Genomic DNA, 18125 nt, shown 5'->3' on the forward strand with positions numbered 1-18125 from the left:
CTTCATGGCTCCCTCACTCGCGCAGGAATATAGCTTCGATCGGCATTCCGAACAACTCGGCGATGCGGAACGCGAGCGGGAGCGAGGGATCGTAGCGCCCCGTCTCGATCGCATTGACGCTCTGGCGGCTGACCTCCAGTCGCTGCGCGAGGTCCTGCTGGCTCCAGTCCCGCTCGGCGCGCAGGACCTTGAGGCGATTTTTCACGCCGCATCTCCCGTCCGGCTTTCCAGCCGCCGGTCGCGCCAGGCCATCCAGCACTGCGCCGCGCCCATGCCGATCGCCCAAACGGGAAAGACCCACCATGCGTCGACATGCGGGGTGACGCCGAACGTCTGGAGAAAGCCCCAGAAGCTGCCGACCGCGAGCACGACGCCGAGCCCGAACAGCGAAGCCATCGCCGCGCGGTGGCGCAGGAATTCGTCGTCTTCCTCGATCATGTAGCGCGCCATCGCCCAGATCATGCCGAAGATCGGCAGCACCGGCAGCAACGCGATGGCGAACGTGCCGCCACCCGATACCACGCCGCGATCGTGCAGCCAGATCGCGATCCCCAGGCCCAGAACGTAGCCGAACGTGCCGACCAGGAACCGGCGGGTGTAGCGGCTCATCGCGGGGCTCAGCTGCCCGGTGGCGCGCTGGTGCGCCAACCCGGCACGGGTGAGCGGGATGATCGCCAGCATGGCGACGAACATCAGGATGAAGCCGGTCGTCTCGCCGATCGCGTCGGTGATCCGCAGCGCGGAAACCAGCGCAAACCCGGCCAGCATCACGCCCGACCAGACCCAGCGCGCGCGGCCCGTGCGACGTTCGGCGGCCGTCGTCATCGTGCGCGCTCCGCATCGCGCCGGTTGCCGCACGATGTGGCGAGCAGCGGGATCGTCAGGATCGCGGCGATGGTGGTCCAATCGGGCAGCACGTCGAGAATGTTGAGCACTGCCACCGCCATCACCGCGAAAGCCCAGACGTGAGGTTTGATCTTCGGCATGGGTCAAGCTCCCTTTAAACTATGTAAAGGGTGCTAGACACTGTCGTGACATATGTCAAGCATCCATGACAAGATGGCCAAGAAGCTTGTCACCGATGGGTGACTTGATCGGTTAATCAGCGCTCGCTATTTCTCGGCACATGAACGCGCATCGCCTCGGCACGACTACCACCACCCGGCTTGCCCGGGGGCGGTCGGTCGCGCGCTGACGCGATCCGCCGCCGCCCGGTTTCGGGCGGTGCGGCGTCCTCCCGAAATCGACGATCCTGCCAACGCCGCTCTTCAAGCGCGCGCGCCTCTGTGCCATGGCGCGCGAAACGAACGGATTGAACGATGACGGAACTGCTCAAGATCAGCCTGCCAGACGGATCGGTGCGCGAGGTCGAGCCCGGCACGACCCCGGCGGACGTGGCCGCGGCGATCGGCCCGGGGCTGGCCAAGGCCGCGCTCGCCGCGCGCGTGGATGGCGAATTGCGCGACATCACGCGGCCGTTCGACGCCGACGCACAGCTCGCGCTGGTCACTGCGCGGGACGAGGCCGATGCGCTCGAACTGGCGCGGCACGATTATGCGCACGTCCTCGCCGAGGCGATCCAGGCACTGTGGCCGGGCACGCAGATCACCTTCGGGCCCTCGACCGATGACGGCTTCTACTACGACGTCAAGGCGCCCGGCACGCGCGATCCGTTCTCGATGGACGACCTGCCCGCGATCGAGAAAAAGATGCGCGAGATCATCCGCGCCGACAAGCCGCTCCGCCGCGAGGTGTGGAGCCGCGAGGCGCTGATCGACAAGTGGAGTTCGGAAGGCGAGACGTTCAAGGCGGAATGGGCAAAGGAACTGCCCGAGAACGAGGAGCTGACGGTCTACTGGTCGGGCGAGGACTGGCTCGACATGTGCCGCGGTCCGCACCTCGCCAGCACCGGCAAGCTCGATCCACAGGCGTTCAAGCTGATGCGCGTCGCGGGCGCCTACTGGCGCGGCGACCAGAACAACGCGCAGCTGACGCGCATCTACGGCACCGGTTGGCTCAACAAGAAGCAATTGGACGCACACCTCCACCGGCTAGAGGAAGCCGCCAAGCGCGACCACCGCAAGCTGGGCCGCGAGATGGACCTGTTCCACTTGCAGGAAGAAGCGCACGGCAGCGTCTTCTGGCATCCCAAGGGCTATCGCATCTGGCGCGAGCTGGAGGCCTACATGCGCCGCAAGATGGACGGCGGCGGCTATCGCGAGATCAAGACGCCGCAGCTGATGGACGTGCGCCAGTGGGAGGCGTCAGGCCACTGGGGCAAATATGCCGAGAACATGTTCGCGGTGCCCGACATGGTGCCCGAGGTCGACGAAAGCGGCGCGGGCGCAGAGCCTAGAGTGGCTCCGGACGCCGACTGGATGGCGATCAAGCCGATGAATTGCCCGGCGCATGTACTGGTGTTCAAGCAGGGCATCACCTCCTACCGCGACCTGCCGATCCGGCTGGGCGAGATGGGCTGCTGCCACCGCAACGAACCACACGGCGCGCTTCATGGCCTTATGCGCGTGCGCCAGTTCACGCAGGACGACGCGCACATTTTCTGCACCGAGCGGCAGGTGGTCGAGGAGGTGCGCGCCTTCTGCAAGCTGGCGGAGGGCGTCTACCGCGACTTCGGTTTCGACTTCGCGATCAAGCTGGCGCTACGCCCCGAAAAGCGGCTCGGTTCCGATGCGGACTGGGACAAGGCCGAGCAGGAACTGCGCGACGCCGTCGAAGAGGCGGGCATGATGAACGAGGCGTTCGGCTGGGAGGAACTGCTCGGCGAAGGCGCGTTCTACGCCCCCAAGCTCGAATGGCACCTGACCGACGCGATCGGGCGCACGTGGCAGGTCGGCACGATCCAGGGCGACCGCGTGCTGCCCGAACGGCTCGACGCGAGCTATGTCGGCGAGGACGGCGAGAAGCACCGCCCGGTGATGCTCCACCGCGCGATCTTCGGCAGCTACGAACGCTTCATCGGCATCCTGATCGAACACTTCGCCGGGCGGTTGCCCGTGTGGCTCGCTCCGGTGCAGGCGGTGGTGGCGACGATCGTCTCCGAGGCCGACGGCTATGCCGACGAGACGGTCGCGAAGCTGGCGGCGGCAGGCATCCGCGTGGACAGCGACCTCAGGAACGAGAAGATCAACTACAAAGTGCGCGAACACTCTCTGGCCAAGGTTCCCTACCTGCTGGTCGTCGGCAAGCGCGAGGCCGAGGAAGGCACCGTCGCCGTGCGCACCCTTGGCGAGCAGCATCAGAAGGTGATGCCGGTGGACGAAGCGATCGCCATGCTGCGCGATGCCGCGACCCCGCCCGACCTGCGGTGAGGATCCGCAAGGGATCGCCGGCGGACGTTCCGCGCGCGCTTTCGATCTGGCGGGCCGCGGTCGATGCGACGCACGGCTTCCTGACGCCCGAAGATCGCCGCGAAATCGACCGCATGGTAGTGGACGAGTTCTTCCCGCACGCCGAGCTGTGGCTGGCCGAGACCGGTGACGGCCACGTCCTCGGCTTCCTTGTCATGCAGGGCGAGGAGATCGACGCACTGTTCGTCGATCCGGCGGTGCATGGGCAGGGCTATGGCACGGCGCTGCTCGATCATGCGCTCGCCTTGTCGCCGCGGGCAACGGTCGAGGCGAGCGAGCAGGCAAGCAATGCGCTGCCCTTCTACGAGGCGCGCGGGTTCGAGCGCATCGGGCGCTCGGAAACCGATCCGCAGGGCCGGCCCTATCCCCTCATCCGATTGCGCTACCGGGGCAGCGCGTGGACCTGATCGCCGGCTTCACCGTGCTGCAGATCGCGGTGGCGCTGGCGACGGCGTTCGCCGCGGCCTTCGTGCGCGGGCTGGCGGGCTTCGGGCTCGCGATCCTGCTGGTGCCGGTGCTCGCGCTGGCGCTGACCCCGGTGGAGGCGGTGCTCGTGACCAACACCGTCGCGCTGCTGATGGGCCTGAGCGAGATACGCCGGCTGGTGCGCGATGCGGAGCGCAGCGCCTGGGCGATCTGCGGGCTGGTGCTGCTGGCGACCGCGCCGGGCCTGATCGTGCTCGCCGCTACGCCTGCGCCGGTCGCGCGGCTGGCGATCGCGCTGGTCGCGCTCTCGGCCTTCGTCGCGATTTTGCTGCCGACGCGCCCCGCCGACGTGCCGGGGCGCACCACGACCTTGCTCACCGGGCTCTCCAGCGGATTGTTGACCGGCTTCGCCGGAATGCCCGGCCCGCCGGTGGTGCCGTACTACGTCGGGCGGCACATCCCGCGTGCCACGGCCAAGGCCTCGATGATCCTGATCTTCACCGTCGCCGCGCTCGCGGGGCTGGGCTCGGGCGTGGCGATCGGGGTGCTGTACTGGCGGCAGATCGCGCTCGGGGCGCTGCTCTATCCGCTCGTGCTGCTCGGCAACTGGGCCGGGCACAAGGCCTCGGGCCGCGTGGGCGACCGGGCCTGGCGGCTGTTCGTGGCATTTGTGCTGGGCGCGGCGGCGCTCGCCGCGCTGGCCAAGTTGCTACAGGGGTAGCGCCGGACCGGCGACGATCAGCGCCGTGGCGCAGGCGATCACGATCGCGAAGCGGGCCGCGTCCAGCGCACGATCGGCAAAGCGGGGAGATATGGCGCGCGGGCGGATCATCGCGGCAAAGATGGCGCCGCGCCGCCTAAGGAACCGTTAAACGCGCCTTACAAGCGCGGCATCTGCTGGCTGGCGCAATGGAAGCCGCCGCCGCCCGCGAGCACGGCGTCGGCGGGCAGGCCCACGGTGGCATGATCGGGGAACAGCGCGGCGATCGCAGCCACGCCCTCGTCGTCGTGGATCGAGCCGAACGTCGGCACGACTACGAGGCTGCTGGTGATCGCGAAGTTGGCGTAGCTCGCCGGTTCGACCAGATCGCCGCGCGTGACGAGACCGGGCGAAGGGATTTCGCAGATCTCCACCCCGAACGCCTCCGCACGGCGCTTCGCCTCGGCGTAGACGTGCGCGTTGGGGTCGCCGTCGCCCGTAGCGCGCGGCAATGCGAGGCGATTGGGGCCGACGAAGCGGGCGAGGTTGTCGACGTGCCCGTCGGTGTGGTCGTTGACCAGCCCTTCGCCCAGCCACAGCACGCGATCGAACCCGAGGTCGCGCGCCAGCCGCGCCTCGATATCCTCGCGCGCCAGTGCGGGGTTGCGGTTGGGGTTCAGCAGGCACTGCTCGGTGGTGACGACGAGCCCGGTGCCGTCCCCGTCGATCGCCCCGCCCTCGAGAATCCAGTCGGAGACGACCACCGGCAGCCCCGCATCGCGCGCCAGTTCGGCGCCGATCTCGCGGTCGCCCGCCATCTCGTACTTGCCGCCCCAGCCGTTGAACCCGCAGCGCAGCGCACTGCCGTCGGCGCGCACCAACGGCCCGGTGTCGCGCAGCCATATGTCGCCATAGACGCGCCGTTCCAGCGTGACCCCGCCCGAAACCAGCGCCTTTGCGCGCGCCTCGTTTGCCGCGTCGCGCACCAGCAGGCGCACCGGCTGGCCGCTTTCGGCGACGGCATTGGCGAAGGCGGCGATCTGCTCCTGCGCGCGCGCGAGGTAGCCGGGCCATTCCTCCGCATCGTGCGGAAAGCCGATCCACAGCCAGTCCTGCGGCGCCCATTCGGGCGGCATCGAGGGCATCGGCGCTCCCTTCGCGGCGCGGCTCAGCAGCCGCCTTCCGCCGCGGTGCAGGCCTCGTCGCGGATGCGGCGGAATTCGTCGCCCTCGCGCCAGTTCGGCCACGCGGTGGACATCGCCATCATCCGGCCGAGGCGGTAGAACAGGCGCAAGTCCTGCTCGACGCCCGACCAGTCCCAATTCTCGTCGTATTCGTCGCCGACCGCGTGATAGGCCTCGTCGCGGTAACGCGTCTCGTAGGCTTCGCCCGCAGCGGTGCCGCCGTCGACGAGGTCCTGTCCGCCATCGACGTACAGCATCGGCAATCCGCGCTTGGCCATGCTGAAGTGGTCGGAGCGGTAGTAATACCCTGCCTCGGGCGAGGGGTTGGGCGTGCCGGTGCGCTTCTCGGCGGTCAGCGCGGCGGTGAGGAAATCGTCGAGCTGCGACTTGTCGGGCCCGACCACGGTCACGTCCTTCGCTGGCCCTGCAAGCGAGAGCGCATCCATGTTCACCCCGCCGACCGTCTGTTCGAGCGGGAAGACCGGGTTCGCGCCGTAGTATTCGGAACCGAGCAGCCCCTGCTCCTCGGCGGTGACCGCGAGGAACACCAGGCTGCGGTCGGCCGCGCCGGCCTTCGCATGCGCCTCGGCCAGCGCGACGAGCGCGGCGGTGCCGGTGGCGTTGTCGACCGCGCCGTTGCAGATCTCGTCCGCCTCGCCCGGCGCGCAGCGGCCCAGGTGATCCCAGTGCGCGGTGTGGAGCACGTATTCGTCGGGCCGCGCGGTCCCCGGCAGCATGCCGATCACGTTCTTGGAGCTGAACGTGCGGCTGTCGTTGTTGAACGAGGTGGAGATCGTCGCGCCCAGATCGACCGGCTTGAAGCCCTTGCGCTTCGCCGCTGCCGACAGTTCGGCGAGGTCGTGTCCGCTCGCGGTCAGGATCCGTTCGGCGACGCCCTTCTGCACCCAGCCGTTCATCGCCGTCTGGTCCGCGCCGCCGCCCTCGCGCTGGGCATAGGCCTGCGGGCCGGACCAGCTGTTCTGCACCGTGGTCCAGCCATAGGAGGCGGGGTAGGTATCGTGGACGATGATCGCCCCGGTCGCACCCTGCCTTGCGGCTTCCTCGTACTTGTAGGTCCAGCGGCCGTAATAAGTCATCGCCTTGCCGTTGAAGTCGCCATCCAGCGTCTCGGCCTCGTAGTCGGGGTCGTTGATCAGGATGACCGCGGTCTTGCCGGTCATGTCGACGCCTTCGTAGTCGTTCCAGCCCTTCTCCGGCGCGTTGATGCCGTAGCCGACGAAGACCAGCTCGCTGTTCTCGATATCGGTCGTCGGCGTCTCGCGGTAGGATACGCCGACCCAGTCATCGCCGAAGTCGAAGTCCATCGTCTCGCCATCGGCCTTCACGGTCAGCGGGGCGAAATCGCGCCCGGTGATCTCGACCAGCGGCACTTCCTGGAACCAGCTGCCGTTGTTGCCCGGCTGCAACCCGGCCTTCGCGAACTGCTCGACCAGATAGGCGACCGTCTTCGCCTCGCCAGCGGTGCCGGGCAGGCGCCCCTCGAACTCGTCGGAAGACAGCGTGCGCGTGACTTCCTTCATCGTCTCGATCGAGATTTCGGGCACTTGGACTTCGGGAATGTCGAGCGCGGCGTCGCCCTGCTGGTCCTCGACGGCGACGTTGCAGGCGGCAAGTGCGGCAAGCGCACCGGCGGTCAGGATGTGGCGGATCATGGCAAATCTCTCTCGCAAGACGGCAATGGCGCGCTGCTTGGCAGGTCGCGGGCGGCGCTGCAAGCCGCGGCTTGTGCAAGCGGCGGCAAGGCGGCAGGGATGCGCGCATGACGCCCGACTGGCCCGAAGCGATCGCGCGCGCGCGCGCCAACGCGCCCTTCCTGGCCCGCGCGCTCGACCGCCAGCCCGAACTGGAGGCGCTGCTGGCCGAGGGCGACGGCGAGGCGGCGCTGGCATGGGCGCGGCAGGCGGGTAGCGGAGCGGGCGCCGAGGTGGCGCTGCGGCGCGAGCGGCTGGCGCTGGCCGCCGCGCTCGCGGTGGGCGACCTCGCGGGTGCGTTCCCGGTCGCGCGCGTGATGGCCGAACTCTCCGTCTTCGCCGACCGCGCGCTCGACCGGGCGATCGGCGAGGCCATCGCGCGCCGGGTGGAGGGGGCCGAACCGGCGGGGATGATCGCGCTCGCGCTCGGCAAGCACGGCGCGGGCGAGCTGAACTATAGCTCCGACATCGACCCGATCCTGCTCTACGATCCAGAGACGCTGCCGCGCCGCGAGCGCGACGAGCCGGGCGAGGCGGCGCAGCGCTATGCGCGCGAGATCGTACAGATGCTCTCGGCCCAGACCGCCGAGGGCTACGTGTTCCGGGTCGACCTGCGGCTGCGCCCCGCGTCCGAAGTCAGCCCATTGGCGATCTCGACCGATGCGGCGCTCAGCCATTACGAAAGCTCGGCGCTGGCGTGGGAACGCGCGGCGTTCATCCGCGCGCGGGCGGCGGCGGGCGACGTGGCGCCGGGGGAGGATTTCCTCGCCGCGATCCGCCCGTTCGTCTGGCGCCGCAGCCTCGATTTCGGCGCGATCGAGGAGATCGGGCGGCTCACCTCGCGCATTCGCGAGCAGTATTCGGGGCCCACCGAACCGCGCCCCGGCTTCAACCTCAAGCAGGGGCGCGGCGGCATCCGCGAGATCGAGTTCTTCGCACAGGCGCACCAGTTGATCCACGGCGGGCGCGACCGATCCTTGCGGGTGCGCAGCACGCGCGCGGCGCTCGATGCGCTGGCGGCCGCGGGGCATATCGCGGCGGAGGATGCCGCGCTGCTCGGCCGCAGTTACGATCGGCTGCGCACCGTCGAGCATCGGTTGCAGATGCTCGAAGACCACCAGACGCATAGCCTGCCCGCGGGCGAAGCGCTCGATCGCGCGGCGCGGCTCGACGGGCTGGACGGCGGCGCGGCGCTGCTGGCGGAGCTGACCCCGCTGTGCGCCGAGGTCGCCGCGCGGTTCGACCGTCTGCTGGGCGAACAGGCCGAGCCGGGCGCGAAAGCGAACGAAGGCGGCAGCCTGCCCGCCCGGCTCGAACGGCTCGGCTTCGACGAGCCCGAGGCGCTGGCCGAGCGGATCGCGAGCTGGAGCGACGGCCATATCCGCGCACTGCGCAGCGCGGCCGCGCGCGCATCGTTCGACGCATTGCTGCCGCGCCTGCTCGAAGCCTTTGCCGAAGCGCCCGATCCGCGCCGCGCGCTGATCCTGTGGGAAGAGCTGATTGCCAAGGCTTCGAGCGCGATCAACCTGTTCCGCCTGCTCGATGCGCGGCCCGGCCTGCTCGACCAGCTCGTCGGCGTGCTCACGCTCGCCCCGCCGCTGGCCGAGGAACTCGCGCGGCGGCCCGAACTGCTCGACGCGCTGATCGATCGCAGTGCGCTCGATCTGCCCGGCGAGGTGCCCGAACTTGCCGCGAAAATGGCACGTGGCGAGGCGGGCGACGATTACGAACACGCGCTCGATCGCATTCGTGTGGTCACCGGCGAAACGCGCTTCGCGCTCGGCGTGCAACTGATCGAAGGGGCGCACGATCCGCTCGCGATCGCCGCCGCGCTGTCGCGCACCGCGGAGGCGGCGCTCGACATCGCGGCGCGCACGACCGAGCAGGATTTCGCCGCCAAGCACGGCATGGTGCCCGGCGGTGAACTGCTCGTGCTCGGCCTCGGGCGGCTCGGCGGCGGGGCGCTGACCCATGCCTCCGACCTCGATATCGTCTACCTGTTCACCGGCGATCACGGGGCGGAATCGGATGGCGCGCGCCCGCTCGGCGCCACGCTCTATTTCAACCGGCTCGCCCAGCGGGTGAGCGGCGCGCTGAGCGTGCCGACCGCGCAGGGCGCGTTGTACGAGGTCGATACCCGGCTACGGCCGCAAGGCGCGCAGGGGCCGCTCGCGGTCAGCCTCGACAGCTTCGCCCGCTACCAGCGGGAGGATGCGTGGACGTGGGAACACATGGCGCTGACTCGCGCGCGGCCGCTCTACGGTTCGCCCGATGCGCGCGCCGCTCTGGAAAGTGCCATCGCCGACGTGCTGCGCCAGCCGCGCGATCCCGCCACGCTGCGCGCCGACGTGCTCAAGATGCGCGGCGAGATGGCGGCGAACAAGCCGCCGCGCGGGCCACTCGACGCCAAGCTGCTGCGCGGCGGGCTGGTGGACCTGGAATTCCTGCTCCACTACCTGCAATTGCGCGAGCGGGCTTGCGTCTTCCCCGATCTCGGCCAGGCGATCGCCTGTCTTGCCGAGCGTGGGCTGGTTCCGGAGGAGCTGGCGGAAGCCGAAGCGATGATGACGCGGCTGCTGGTGGCCGGGCGCCTCCTAGCGCCAGATCTCGATCCGCCGTCCGCCGCCGCCGGGCGTGCACTGGCCGGGGCCTGCGGGTCCGAAGATATCGAGGCCTTGCTGCGCTCCTTGAGCGACGCGCGGCACTGCGTGGCCGAGGCGTGGCAGGCGACATTTGACGAAAAACTGGAGACCCAAGCATGAGCGATTTTCCGCAAACCGGCGACACGATGCCCGACGTTGCGATGGAAACCCCCGATGGCGGCACGGTGAAGCCGTCCGACTTTCGCGGCCGCAAGCTGGTGGTGTTCTTCTACCCGAAGGACAACACGCCCGGCTGCACCACCGAGGCGAAGGACTTCACCGCGCTCGTCGCCGATTTCGAAAAGGCGGGCGTAGCATTGCTCGGCGTGAGCAAGGATTCGCCGCAGAAGCACCGCAAGTTCATCGCCAAGCACGAATTGAAGGTGCCGCTCGCGACCGATGCGGAAAGCGGCGGCCTGTCCGACGCGCTCGGTGTGTGGGGCGAGAAGACAATGTACGGCAAGACCTTCATGGGCATGATCCGCAGCACCTACCTGATCGACGGAGAGGGCCGGGTCGCGCGGGTCTGGCCCAAGGTGAAGGTCAAGGGCCACGCCGAGGAGGTTCTCGCGGCGGCCCAGGCGCTTTGAACGGCTCTTCGAGCAAACCCGGCGAATCGGTCGCGGCGGCGATCCGCGCCGCGCTGCTGACGGCGGAGCCGAAGGCCAAGGTCTTCGCCGCGCGCGACGTGGCGCGGCGCTGGCGCATGGGCGAACTGGCGTGGCGGTTCGACGCGGCGATGCCCGAGCGCCCGGCATGGCCTGCGCGGCCCGAACTGCTCGCGCCCGGCCAGATGCCCAAGCGCGGCAAGGCGGGATCGGAGCGCGGGCGCATCGCGCTGTGGCACGCGCTCGCGCATATCGAGTTCGTCGCGATCGACCTGGCGCTCGACATGGCCGGGCGCTTCGGCGCGGAGATGGCGCGCGATTTCGTGGATGATTTTCTCTCGGTCGCGGCCGACGAGGCGATGCATTTCGCGCTGCTCGATCGCAAGCTGGCGAGCCTCGGGAGCTATTACGGCGCGCTTCCGGCGCATGGTGGCTTGTGGGAGGCCGCGCACGAAACGCGGCACGACGTGCGCGCCCGGCTGGCGGTGGTGCCGATGGTGCTGGAAGCGCGCGGGCTTGATGTCACCCCGGCCACGCGCGACCGGGTGCGCGCGCAAGGGGACGAACACGGCGCGCGAATCCTCCAGCGCATCCTCGAAGATGAGATCAGGCACGTTCGGTTTGGCACGCAACATTTCGTGGAACGGTGCGAAGCTGCTGGAGATGCGGCGGAGAAAAGCTGGAAAATGCTCGTGAAAAAGCACTTTCGCGGTGCGCTGAAGCCGCCATTCAACGACTCGGCGCGTTCGGCAGCCGGTTTATCGCGAGAGTTCTACGCCGCGCTTGCCAGCCGGACGGAAGCCCCGTTACCCAACAATCATTGAGACGGCGGGGGGTTCCGCAATCTCGCATTAAATCATCGCGCCGGCCGATTTCGCCGGTGCGCCAGGGATCGCTGCGGTCTTCGGGGCCGCGAACGAGAGGACGGGATCTTGGTCGCAACTTCATTCACCGTGCGGATCACCAAAGCCGCTGCCGCCGCCGGCGCCGCGGTTTTGGCCATCGCCGCAACGCCCGCCATCGCGAACTCCAGCGCCGCCGCGGCCGCCGACATGACGGCGCCGGTGCAGGAAGCGCAGGCGGGTTCGACGATCGGCGGCGACGCGCAGTTCCGCGAGCTGTTCGCCAGCTGGCGCACGCTGGACGGCGCGCGTTCGGAACAGCCGGTCGCCGTCGCCACCGGCATCGCCATCCCCTCGCGCATGCCGCTCGAAGGCGCGCGGATGACGAGCGACTACGGCATGCGTACGCATCCGGTGCTCGGCGGGCGCCGCGCGCACACGGGCATCGACCTCGCCGCGCCGACCGGCACCCCGGTCTACGCCACGGCCGACGGCCTCGTCAGCCGCGCAGACCGGTTCAGCAGCTACGGCCTGTTCATTTCGATCGAACACGGTGCCAATCTCCAGACCCGCTTCGCGCACCTGTCGAAGCTTGCGGTCGCCGACGGCCAGCGGGTCAAGAAGGGCGATCTGATCGGTTACGTCGGTTCGACCGGCCGCTCGACCGGGCCGCACCTGCATTACGAAGTCCGCGTCGACGGCGAGGCGGTCAACCCGATCCCCTACATGGTCGAAAGCGATGCCCAGCAGGCTTTCGCGATGGCGACCGGCGAAGGCGGCATGGGCGGCGGCGAAGAGTAAGGTTTCACGCCTCGCTTCGGCGGGGCAGGCATTGGAGAGGATGCCTGACAAGAGGCGGCGGGAACGATCCCGCCGCCTTTTTTCTTGCCGCATCGAATCGCGCAGGTAGGTTTCGAACCACAACGAGATGCCCGAACGGCGCCGTATGTGGAGAGAGGCCGATGCACCCGATTACCCACGCCGCCGCGCGCCCCGACCGCCCCGCGATCGTAATGGCGGGTTCGGGCGAGACGGTGACTTATGCCGAACTCGACCACGCCGCCAACCGCTTCGCGCACCTGCTGCGGGCGCATGGCCTCGCGCATGGCGATGCCTTCGCGCTGCTGATGGAGAACAACGCGCTCTATCTCCAGCTCGTCTGGGGATCGCAGCGCGCGGGCACGATGCTGGTGCCCGTCTCCACCCGGCTGACCGCGCCCGAGATCGGCTATATCCTGCAGGACAGCGGGGCGAAGCTGCTAGTGACCTCGGCCAAGTTCGCCGACGTGATCGAGGGTGTCCGCCGCGAATGCCCGGACCTGCCGACGCTGGTGCTGGGCGGGGAAGACGGCGACGACCTCGCCGCCGCGCTGGCCGCGCAGCCCGCCACGCCGCGTGCCGACCAGCACCCCGGCCTCGTGATGCTCTATTCCTCGGGGACGACCGGCCGGCCCAAGGGCATCCGTCCGCCGCCGCCCGCGACGGCCGACGTGCTCGCGCCCAACGCGCTGGTCGCGCTCGCCACGATGGGGGCGGGGATGCCGGCGGACGGCGAGATGGTCTACCTGTCGCCCGCGCCGCTCTATCATGCCGCGCCGATCGGCTGGTGCTGCACCGTCCACCGGCTGGGCGGGACGGTGGTGGTGATGGAGGCGTTCGATCCCGAGGCCGCGCTCGCCGCGATCGAGCGCTATCACGTCACCGACAGTCAGTGGGTGCCGACCCATTTCGTGCGCATGCTCAAGCTCGACCCCGCGGTTCGCGGCCGCCACGATCTCTCCAGCCACCGGCGCGCGATCCACGCCGCCGCGCCGTGCCCGGTGGCGGTGAAGGCGGCGATGATCGACTGGTGGGGGCCGATCCTGATCGAATACTACGCCGGGTCCGAGAGCATCGGGATGACGCTGATCCGCAGCGACGCCTGGCTCGCGCACCCCGGCTCGGTCGGCCCCGCGATTCACGGCAAGGTCCACGTCTGCGGGCCGGGCGGCGAGGAACTGCCGGCGGGCGAGGACGGGCTGATCTATTTCGAGAACGACGCGATCCCCAGCTATCACAACGATCCCGCCAAGACCGCCGAGGCGCTGCACCCGCAAGGCTGGATGACGCTGGGCGACATCGGCCATGTCGACGGCGACGGCTTCCTCTACCTGACCGACCGGCAGAGCCACATGATCATCTCTGGCGGGGTCAACATCTACCCGCAGGAGATCGAGAACCTGCTCGTCGCGCATCCGGCGGTGATGGATGCCGCGGTGATCGGCGCGCCCGACGCGGACCTTGGCGAACGGGTCGTCGCGGTGATCCAGCCGGTCGACATGGCTGAGGCGGGCGAGGCACTGGAGGCCGAGCTGCGCGCCTACCTGGCCCCGCAGCTCGCACGGATCAAGCTGCCCCGCCGCTTCGATTTCCGCCCCGACCTGCCGCGCGAGGCCAACGGCAAGCTCTACAAGCGCGAATTGCGCGACGAATACGCGGCGCGGAGCGAAGGCTGACGCCGTCCGATTCGGCCATGCTCGCCGTGCCTGAGCGGGAGACATGGACCGCATGTTACACAGTCCAGGGCAAAGAATGTCGCCTTGCGCGAAAGGTGTCGCTTTGTGGGGGCGAAGCGTCGCCTTGGCCCGCCAAAGCGTCGCCTTGCGCGCTCCGCGTGTCGCTTTGTGCGCGAGGAACGCGCTGATGGCGTTGCGCCCGCCCTCCGATCTCGACCTTTGAAAGAGCCGGCCACTCGTTAGCAGGGGCAAGGGGATGTAGGAAAATCGTTTGTGTTCACCGGGCGCGCCGGGCGATAGGTGCGGATCAGAGGGGGACTGCACCGCATGCGTTTGGGTTTCGACGAGATTGCGCGCCGCGCCAAGGCGTTCAGCGAGGAGTGGAAGGACGCCCATTACGAACCTCGATTATCCCCGAGTTGCATGTATGCGCATTTTTGCCTTTAGGAGGCATGTTCACTAGACGTTCCAAACCTTCCACATGGTAGTGTTTGCGGAATAATGCGGCTGAGTTGACTCTTTCCGCAAACAGCTATACCGCTCTCGCCTACATCACAGGCGGGAGGTTCCCTCATGTCAGGCGAAACGGTTCAGTTCGAGAGTGCAGCGGCTCAGCCCAAGGAGGCTGAGAAGCGCCAGATGTCGACGATTGCGTTCCCCTACCTGGACCTGGACACCGCGATCGAGGTGGCTCACGCGATGTATAAGACGCGCGGGCATAGTGCCATGGAGGCGCATGAGCTGGCCGCGACCATGGATCAGACCTTGAGTGGAGCGTTCCGACTTAAGACTGGCACTGCGCGGATTTTCGGACTCACTGAAAAGGAGGGCCGGGATGCAAACCGGCTCAGCGACATTGGCCTCCGCATTATCGAGCCCGACACTGAGCATCAGGCGCGGTCTGAAGCGTTCCTGTCAGTGCCGCTCTACGAAGCGATTTACGAGAACTACAAAGGCCAGCGCCTTCCCCCGCCCAAAGCCCTTGAGCGTGAGATGGAGCGGCTTGGCGTCTCTAACAAGCAGACTGACAAGGCACGACAAGCATTCGAGCGCTCAGCCCGTCAAGCAGGGTTCTTTGCTAAGGGCGAGGATCGGTTGGTCAAGCCGCACTTCGATGGTGTTCCGGGGGACCATGGCGAGCAAGTGAAGGTCGTTCCTCCGGAAGGCCTTGAAGGCGGCGGCGGGCGCATTGGCGGCTCTGGTGGGGGGGGCGGCGGCGGGAAGGTCTATCATCCACTGATCGAGGGCATGCTTGAAACCTTGCCAGCGGTCGGTGAGCCGTGGTCGCTCGAAGAGCGAAAGGCGTGGCTCACCATGGCGGAATCCATTTTCGCGATGATCTATCAGAAGGCGGGCGACGTTAAGCGCCCGGCCGACGCCGACAGTGAACACGAAAACGGCCGCACCGGTTAAGATGCGGCCGTTCGAAATAATCCACGCCCAGCGCGCCAAATCCTTGGCCGGAAACGCGCTGGTTGCCCTTGGAGGAAAGGAGGTGCGCCATGTGGTCCATAGCCCGGACATTATAGGGTGACGCCTTCCGGCGATCCCCATCCTGCCCCCTTCCACAAGGGGTAAGAGCGACGGCGCGCTTCCAGTCCAACCGGGGGTGCGTCGTCGGTGCGTTTTGCTATGTGATAACGATGCCATAGTCAAGAATCTTGCACTGGAATCAGGATGTTAACCTTATCGGAAGCGCTGGAAAATGGGCGTTTACAAGACTTTATCGACCAAGCCGAGGCCGATGGCATCGGCCCCGCCGATCGTCCTAAATTCGAGGCCTTAGTCGGGACGCTTACGGCGCCCCAACCAGAAGGTCGAACATCCCGTTCACCCGATGCCGGTTCGAAGCGCGGAAAGTGAACTCGTCGATATAGCGCTGCATGTGCTTGGCGCTGATCTGGACGTGGGTTGACCGCACCTACGCCTTGAACAGCTTCTAGAAGCCCTCGACCGTGTTGACGTGGAAGGTTTCACCCTCGCGATAATCGTAAAACGCATATTCCTTCGCGCCGTGCTTCACGCGGCCATGCTTGTAGCCGTCGCCGGTCAGTAAGCCGTAGCTGTAGAGTTCGTCAGTCGCGACGGTCGCGCCGGGCTCCACGTTCGCCAGCACAACCCCGCGCAGCGTGTCCTTCTTGACGTTGGGGATGACAACCGCCTTCCTCCGGCCATCGCGCTCGGCAAGGCCCATAATGATGGTCTTGCCCGGCGCGCCGCGACCACGCTTCCCGCCCGACCGGCGACCGCCGACATAGGCTTCGTCGCGTTCAATATGGCCAGTCAGGAGCACGTCGAAGCCCTGCGCCTTGTTAGTCGCGGATTTGCTGCCCGATGCGATAGGCGGTCTTGTAGGTCACCCCAAGCTGACGCTGGAGTTCCTTGCCACTCACACCGTGGCGCGTCGTGCAGAACAGATAGATCGCGTAGAACCACGAAACGAGCGGCGTCCGCGTGTTCTCAAGGATGGTCCCGGCGGTCGGGTTCACATGATGGCCGCAATGGGCGCAAACATAGGTGCGGCGCTTTGCCAGCTTGTGATGCGTGGCGTCCTTACCGCACACGTTACATTCAAAGCGCGTGCCGCCAAACCGCACCGTCATGATATGATCGAGGCAAGCTTCCTCGGTGGGGAAGCGCTGGAAAAACTTGCGAACCGAGAAGTCAGGGCTGGCAGAGGGGCTTTTCTTCGTCATGCCATCTTAAATGGCACAATTAGCTACATGCGTCAAGGGGATAAGCGGGTTCTGAAATTGGCGGACGTTTGAAAACCGACTTTCGATTTTCAAGTGGCCTCGTCTAATTCCCCTGGCCCGAAGCCACGCCCGCGCAGCGCGAGAAGGTCGAGGAGCTGGCGCAGGCCGTGCTCGACGCGCGCGCGGCGCATCCGACCTCCAGCCTCGCCGATCTCTACGATCCCGACACCATGCCCGCCGATCTGCGCAAGGCGCACCGCGCGCTCGATGCCGCGGTCGACCGGCTCTATCGCAAGAAGCCGTTTGACAGCGACCGCGACCGGGTGGAGCATCTATTCGGGCTTTACGAGAAGCTGGTGAATCCGCTCGCGGGTGCGGAGCAGGCCAACAAGCGTACCGAGCGCAGAGTTGCGCGGAAGAGTAAGTAAAAGCGATTCGCAGGGGCCGCGCTCGTGGCCGGGACCCCTCCACCACCTTGCGGGTGGTCCCCCTCCCCGGTCCGGGGAGGATTCACTTTCCGAGCAACCGCTCCGCTATCGCCCGCACTTCCGCGCCCATGTCCTCGCGTTCCAGCGCCAGCGCGAGGGTCGCTTCGACGAAGCCCAGCTTGCTGCCGCAGTCGAAGCGGCGGCCGGCGAAGGTGACGGCGTGGAACGGCTGGGTGCCGATCATGCGCGCCATCGCGTCGGTCAGCTGGATCTCGCCACCCGCGCCCTTCTCCTGATCCTCCAGCGTGCGCATGACCTCGGGCTGGAGGATGTAGCGGCCGGAGATGATCTTGTTCGAGGGCGCCTGGTCGACCGGGGGTTTCTCCACCAGCCCGCGCACTTCGGTCAGCGTGCCGCCTGAACCCGGAACGTCCGCGCCCGGATCGATCACGCCGTAGCTCGAGACGTCCTCGCGCGGCACCTCGAGCACCGAGATCAGGTTGCCGCCGACCTCCTCGTAGGCTTCCACCATCTGCTTCATGCAGCCGGTGCCGCCCTGGTCGGCGATCATCAGTTCGTCGGGCAGGAAGATCGCGAACGGCTCGTCGCCCACGATCGCGCGCGCGCACCAGATCGCGTGGCCGAGGCCGAGCGGCACCTGCTGGCGCACGGTGATGACGTCGCCGGGGGTGAAGCGCGTGGGGGCGAGGATGGCGAGATCCTTGCCGCGCTCGTCCATCGTGGTCTCGAGCTCGTAGGCGATGTCGAAATGTTCGACGATCGCGGTCTTGCCGCGCCCGGTGACGAAGATCATCTGCTCGATCCCCGCCTCGCGCGCCTCGTCCACCGCGTACTGGATCAGCGGGCGGTCGACGATCGGCAGCAGTTCCTTGGGGATCGCCTTGGTCGCGGGCAGGAAGCGGGTCCCGAGCCCGGCGACGGGGAACACAGCTTTGCGGATCGGTTTGCGGTTGGGCATGGGGCAAGGCGATACGAAGCCCGGGCGCTGGTCGCAAGGCGCGAC

Annotated in this window: 15 protein-coding genes and 2 pseudogenes; 10 read left to right on the plus strand and 7 right to left on the minus strand. The window is 67.7% G+C overall.

Features of this window, described 5'->3' with window-relative positions; all coding sequences use genetic code 11:
- Nucleotides 1-13: 13 nt before the first annotated feature.
- From ACE3QC_RS09390 to ACE3QC_RS09400, 3 genes are read right to left on the minus strand one after another with little or no spacing between them, the layout of a single operon-like run.
- Nucleotides 14-205: a helix-turn-helix transcriptional regulator gene (locus ACE3QC_RS09390; RefSeq protein ID WP_374407553.1), complete on the minus strand. Its 192-nt coding sequence runs from the start codon at nt 203-205 to the stop codon at nt 14-16.
- A complete protein-coding gene (locus ACE3QC_RS09395) occupies nt 202-825 on the minus strand; it encodes a hypothetical protein (protein ID WP_374407555.1) in 624 nt (207 codons plus the stop codon). The genes ACE3QC_RS09390 and ACE3QC_RS09395 overlap by 4 nt, the downstream gene beginning before the upstream one ends.
- On the minus strand, nt 822-986 hold the full coding sequence (locus ACE3QC_RS09400; RefSeq protein ID WP_374407557.1) for a hypothetical protein: 165 nt from the start codon (nt 984-986) through the stop codon (nt 822-824). The genes ACE3QC_RS09395 and ACE3QC_RS09400 overlap by 4 nt, the downstream gene beginning before the upstream one ends.
- Before the next feature lie 333 nt (nt 987-1319).
- Here ACE3QC_RS09400 and thrS point away from each other — a divergent pair, with 333 nt between their 5' ends.
- The 3 genes from thrS to ACE3QC_RS09415 are packed head-to-tail and all read left to right on the plus strand — an operon-like array spanning nt 1320 to nt 4515.
- Entirely contained in the window at nt 1320-3329 is a 2010-nt protein-coding gene (thrS, locus tag ACE3QC_RS09405; RefSeq protein WP_374407559.1) for a threonine--tRNA ligase, read from the plus strand.
- A complete protein-coding gene (locus ACE3QC_RS09410) occupies nt 3326-3775 on the plus strand; it encodes an acetyltransferase (protein ID WP_374407561.1) in 450 nt (149 codons plus the stop codon). The genes thrS and ACE3QC_RS09410 overlap by 4 nt, the downstream gene beginning before the upstream one ends.
- Nucleotides 3766-4515 (plus strand): TSUP family transporter, encoded by a 750-nt coding sequence (locus ACE3QC_RS09415; RefSeq protein WP_374407563.1) that lies wholly within the window; start codon nt 3766-3768, stop codon nt 4513-4515. The genes ACE3QC_RS09410 and ACE3QC_RS09415 overlap by 10 nt, the downstream gene beginning before the upstream one ends.
- Before the next feature lie 158 nt (nt 4516-4673).
- Here ACE3QC_RS09415 and ACE3QC_RS09420 read toward each other — a convergent pair whose 3' ends face one another.
- Both ACE3QC_RS09420 and ACE3QC_RS09425 read right to left on the minus strand, forming a co-directional pair.
- Nucleotides 4674-5639, minus strand: a complete 966-nt coding sequence (locus ACE3QC_RS09420) for an agmatine deiminase family protein (protein ID WP_374407565.1) — start codon at nt 5637-5639, stop codon at nt 4674-4676.
- A 23-nt stretch (nt 5640-5662) separates the two neighbouring features.
- Nucleotides 5663-7351, minus strand: coding sequence for a M28 family metallopeptidase (locus ACE3QC_RS09425; RefSeq protein WP_374407567.1), 1689 nt, complete (start codon nt 7349-7351; stop codon nt 5663-5665).
- A gap of 107 nt (nt 7352-7458) precedes the next feature.
- On the opposite strand from ACE3QC_RS09425, the gene glnE reads away from it, so the two are divergent.
- The 6 genes from glnE to ACE3QC_RS09455 all read left to right on the plus strand — a co-directional run bounded on the left by glnE (nt 7459) and on the right by ACE3QC_RS09455 (nt 15390).
- Entirely contained in the window at nt 7459-10152 is a 2694-nt protein-coding gene (gene glnE / locus ACE3QC_RS09430) for a bifunctional [glutamate--ammonia ligase]-adenylyl-L-tyrosine phosphorylase/[glutamate--ammonia-ligase] adenylyltransferase (protein WP_374407569.1), read from the plus strand.
- On the plus strand, nt 10149-10622 hold the full coding sequence (locus tag ACE3QC_RS09435; protein WP_374407571.1) for a peroxiredoxin: 474 nt from the start codon (nt 10149-10151) through the stop codon (nt 10620-10622). Before glnE ends, ACE3QC_RS09435 begins: the two co-directional genes overlap by 4 nt.
- Entirely contained in the window at nt 10619-11464 is an 846-nt protein-coding gene (locus tag ACE3QC_RS09440; RefSeq protein WP_374407573.1) for a ferritin-like domain-containing protein, read from the plus strand. The genes ACE3QC_RS09435 and ACE3QC_RS09440 overlap by 4 nt, the downstream gene beginning before the upstream one ends.
- Before the next feature lie 108 nt (nt 11465-11572).
- Nucleotides 11573-12283 carry a M23 family metallopeptidase gene (locus ACE3QC_RS09445; RefSeq protein ID WP_374407575.1) on the plus strand — a complete coding sequence of 237 codons (711 nt, stop codon included), beginning with the start codon at nt 11573-11575 and terminating at the stop codon, nt 12281-12283.
- Nucleotides 12284-12444: 161 nt separating this feature from the next.
- A complete protein-coding gene (locus ACE3QC_RS09450) occupies nt 12445-13977 on the plus strand; it encodes an acyl-CoA synthetase (protein WP_374407577.1) in 1533 nt (510 codons plus the stop codon).
- Nucleotides 13978-14550: 573 nt separating this feature from the next.
- The gene (locus ACE3QC_RS09455) at nt 14551-15390 is read left to right on the plus strand and encodes a hypothetical protein (protein ID WP_374407579.1); all 840 of its coding nucleotides are present in this window, start codon (nt 14551-14553) and stop codon (nt 15388-15390) included.
- A 382-nt stretch (nt 15391-15772) separates the two neighbouring features.
- On the opposite strand, the pseudogene ACE3QC_RS09460 reads toward ACE3QC_RS09455, so the two are convergent.
- Nucleotides 15773-16673 (minus strand): annotated as a pseudogene (locus ACE3QC_RS09460) (IS1595 family transposase).
- Nucleotides 16674-16810: 137 nt separating this feature from the next.
- On the opposite strand from ACE3QC_RS09460, the pseudogene ACE3QC_RS09465 reads away from it, so the two are divergent.
- A pseudogene (locus ACE3QC_RS09465) lies at nt 16811-17101 on the plus strand (type IIL restriction-modification enzyme MmeI); the annotation flags it as partial.
- An 82-nt stretch (nt 17102-17183) separates the two neighbouring features.
- On the opposite strand, the gene ACE3QC_RS09470 reads toward ACE3QC_RS09465, so the two are convergent.
- Nucleotides 17184-18080, minus strand: coding sequence for a UTP--glucose-1-phosphate uridylyltransferase (locus ACE3QC_RS09470; RefSeq protein ID WP_374407581.1), 897 nt, complete (start codon nt 18078-18080; stop codon nt 17184-17186).
- Nucleotides 18081-18125: the final 45 nt, after the last annotated feature.

It is taken from the genome of Pelagerythrobacter sp. (assembly GCF_041912895.1).
GTDB lineage: Bacteria > Pseudomonadota > Alphaproteobacteria > Sphingomonadales > Sphingomonadaceae > Pelagerythrobacter.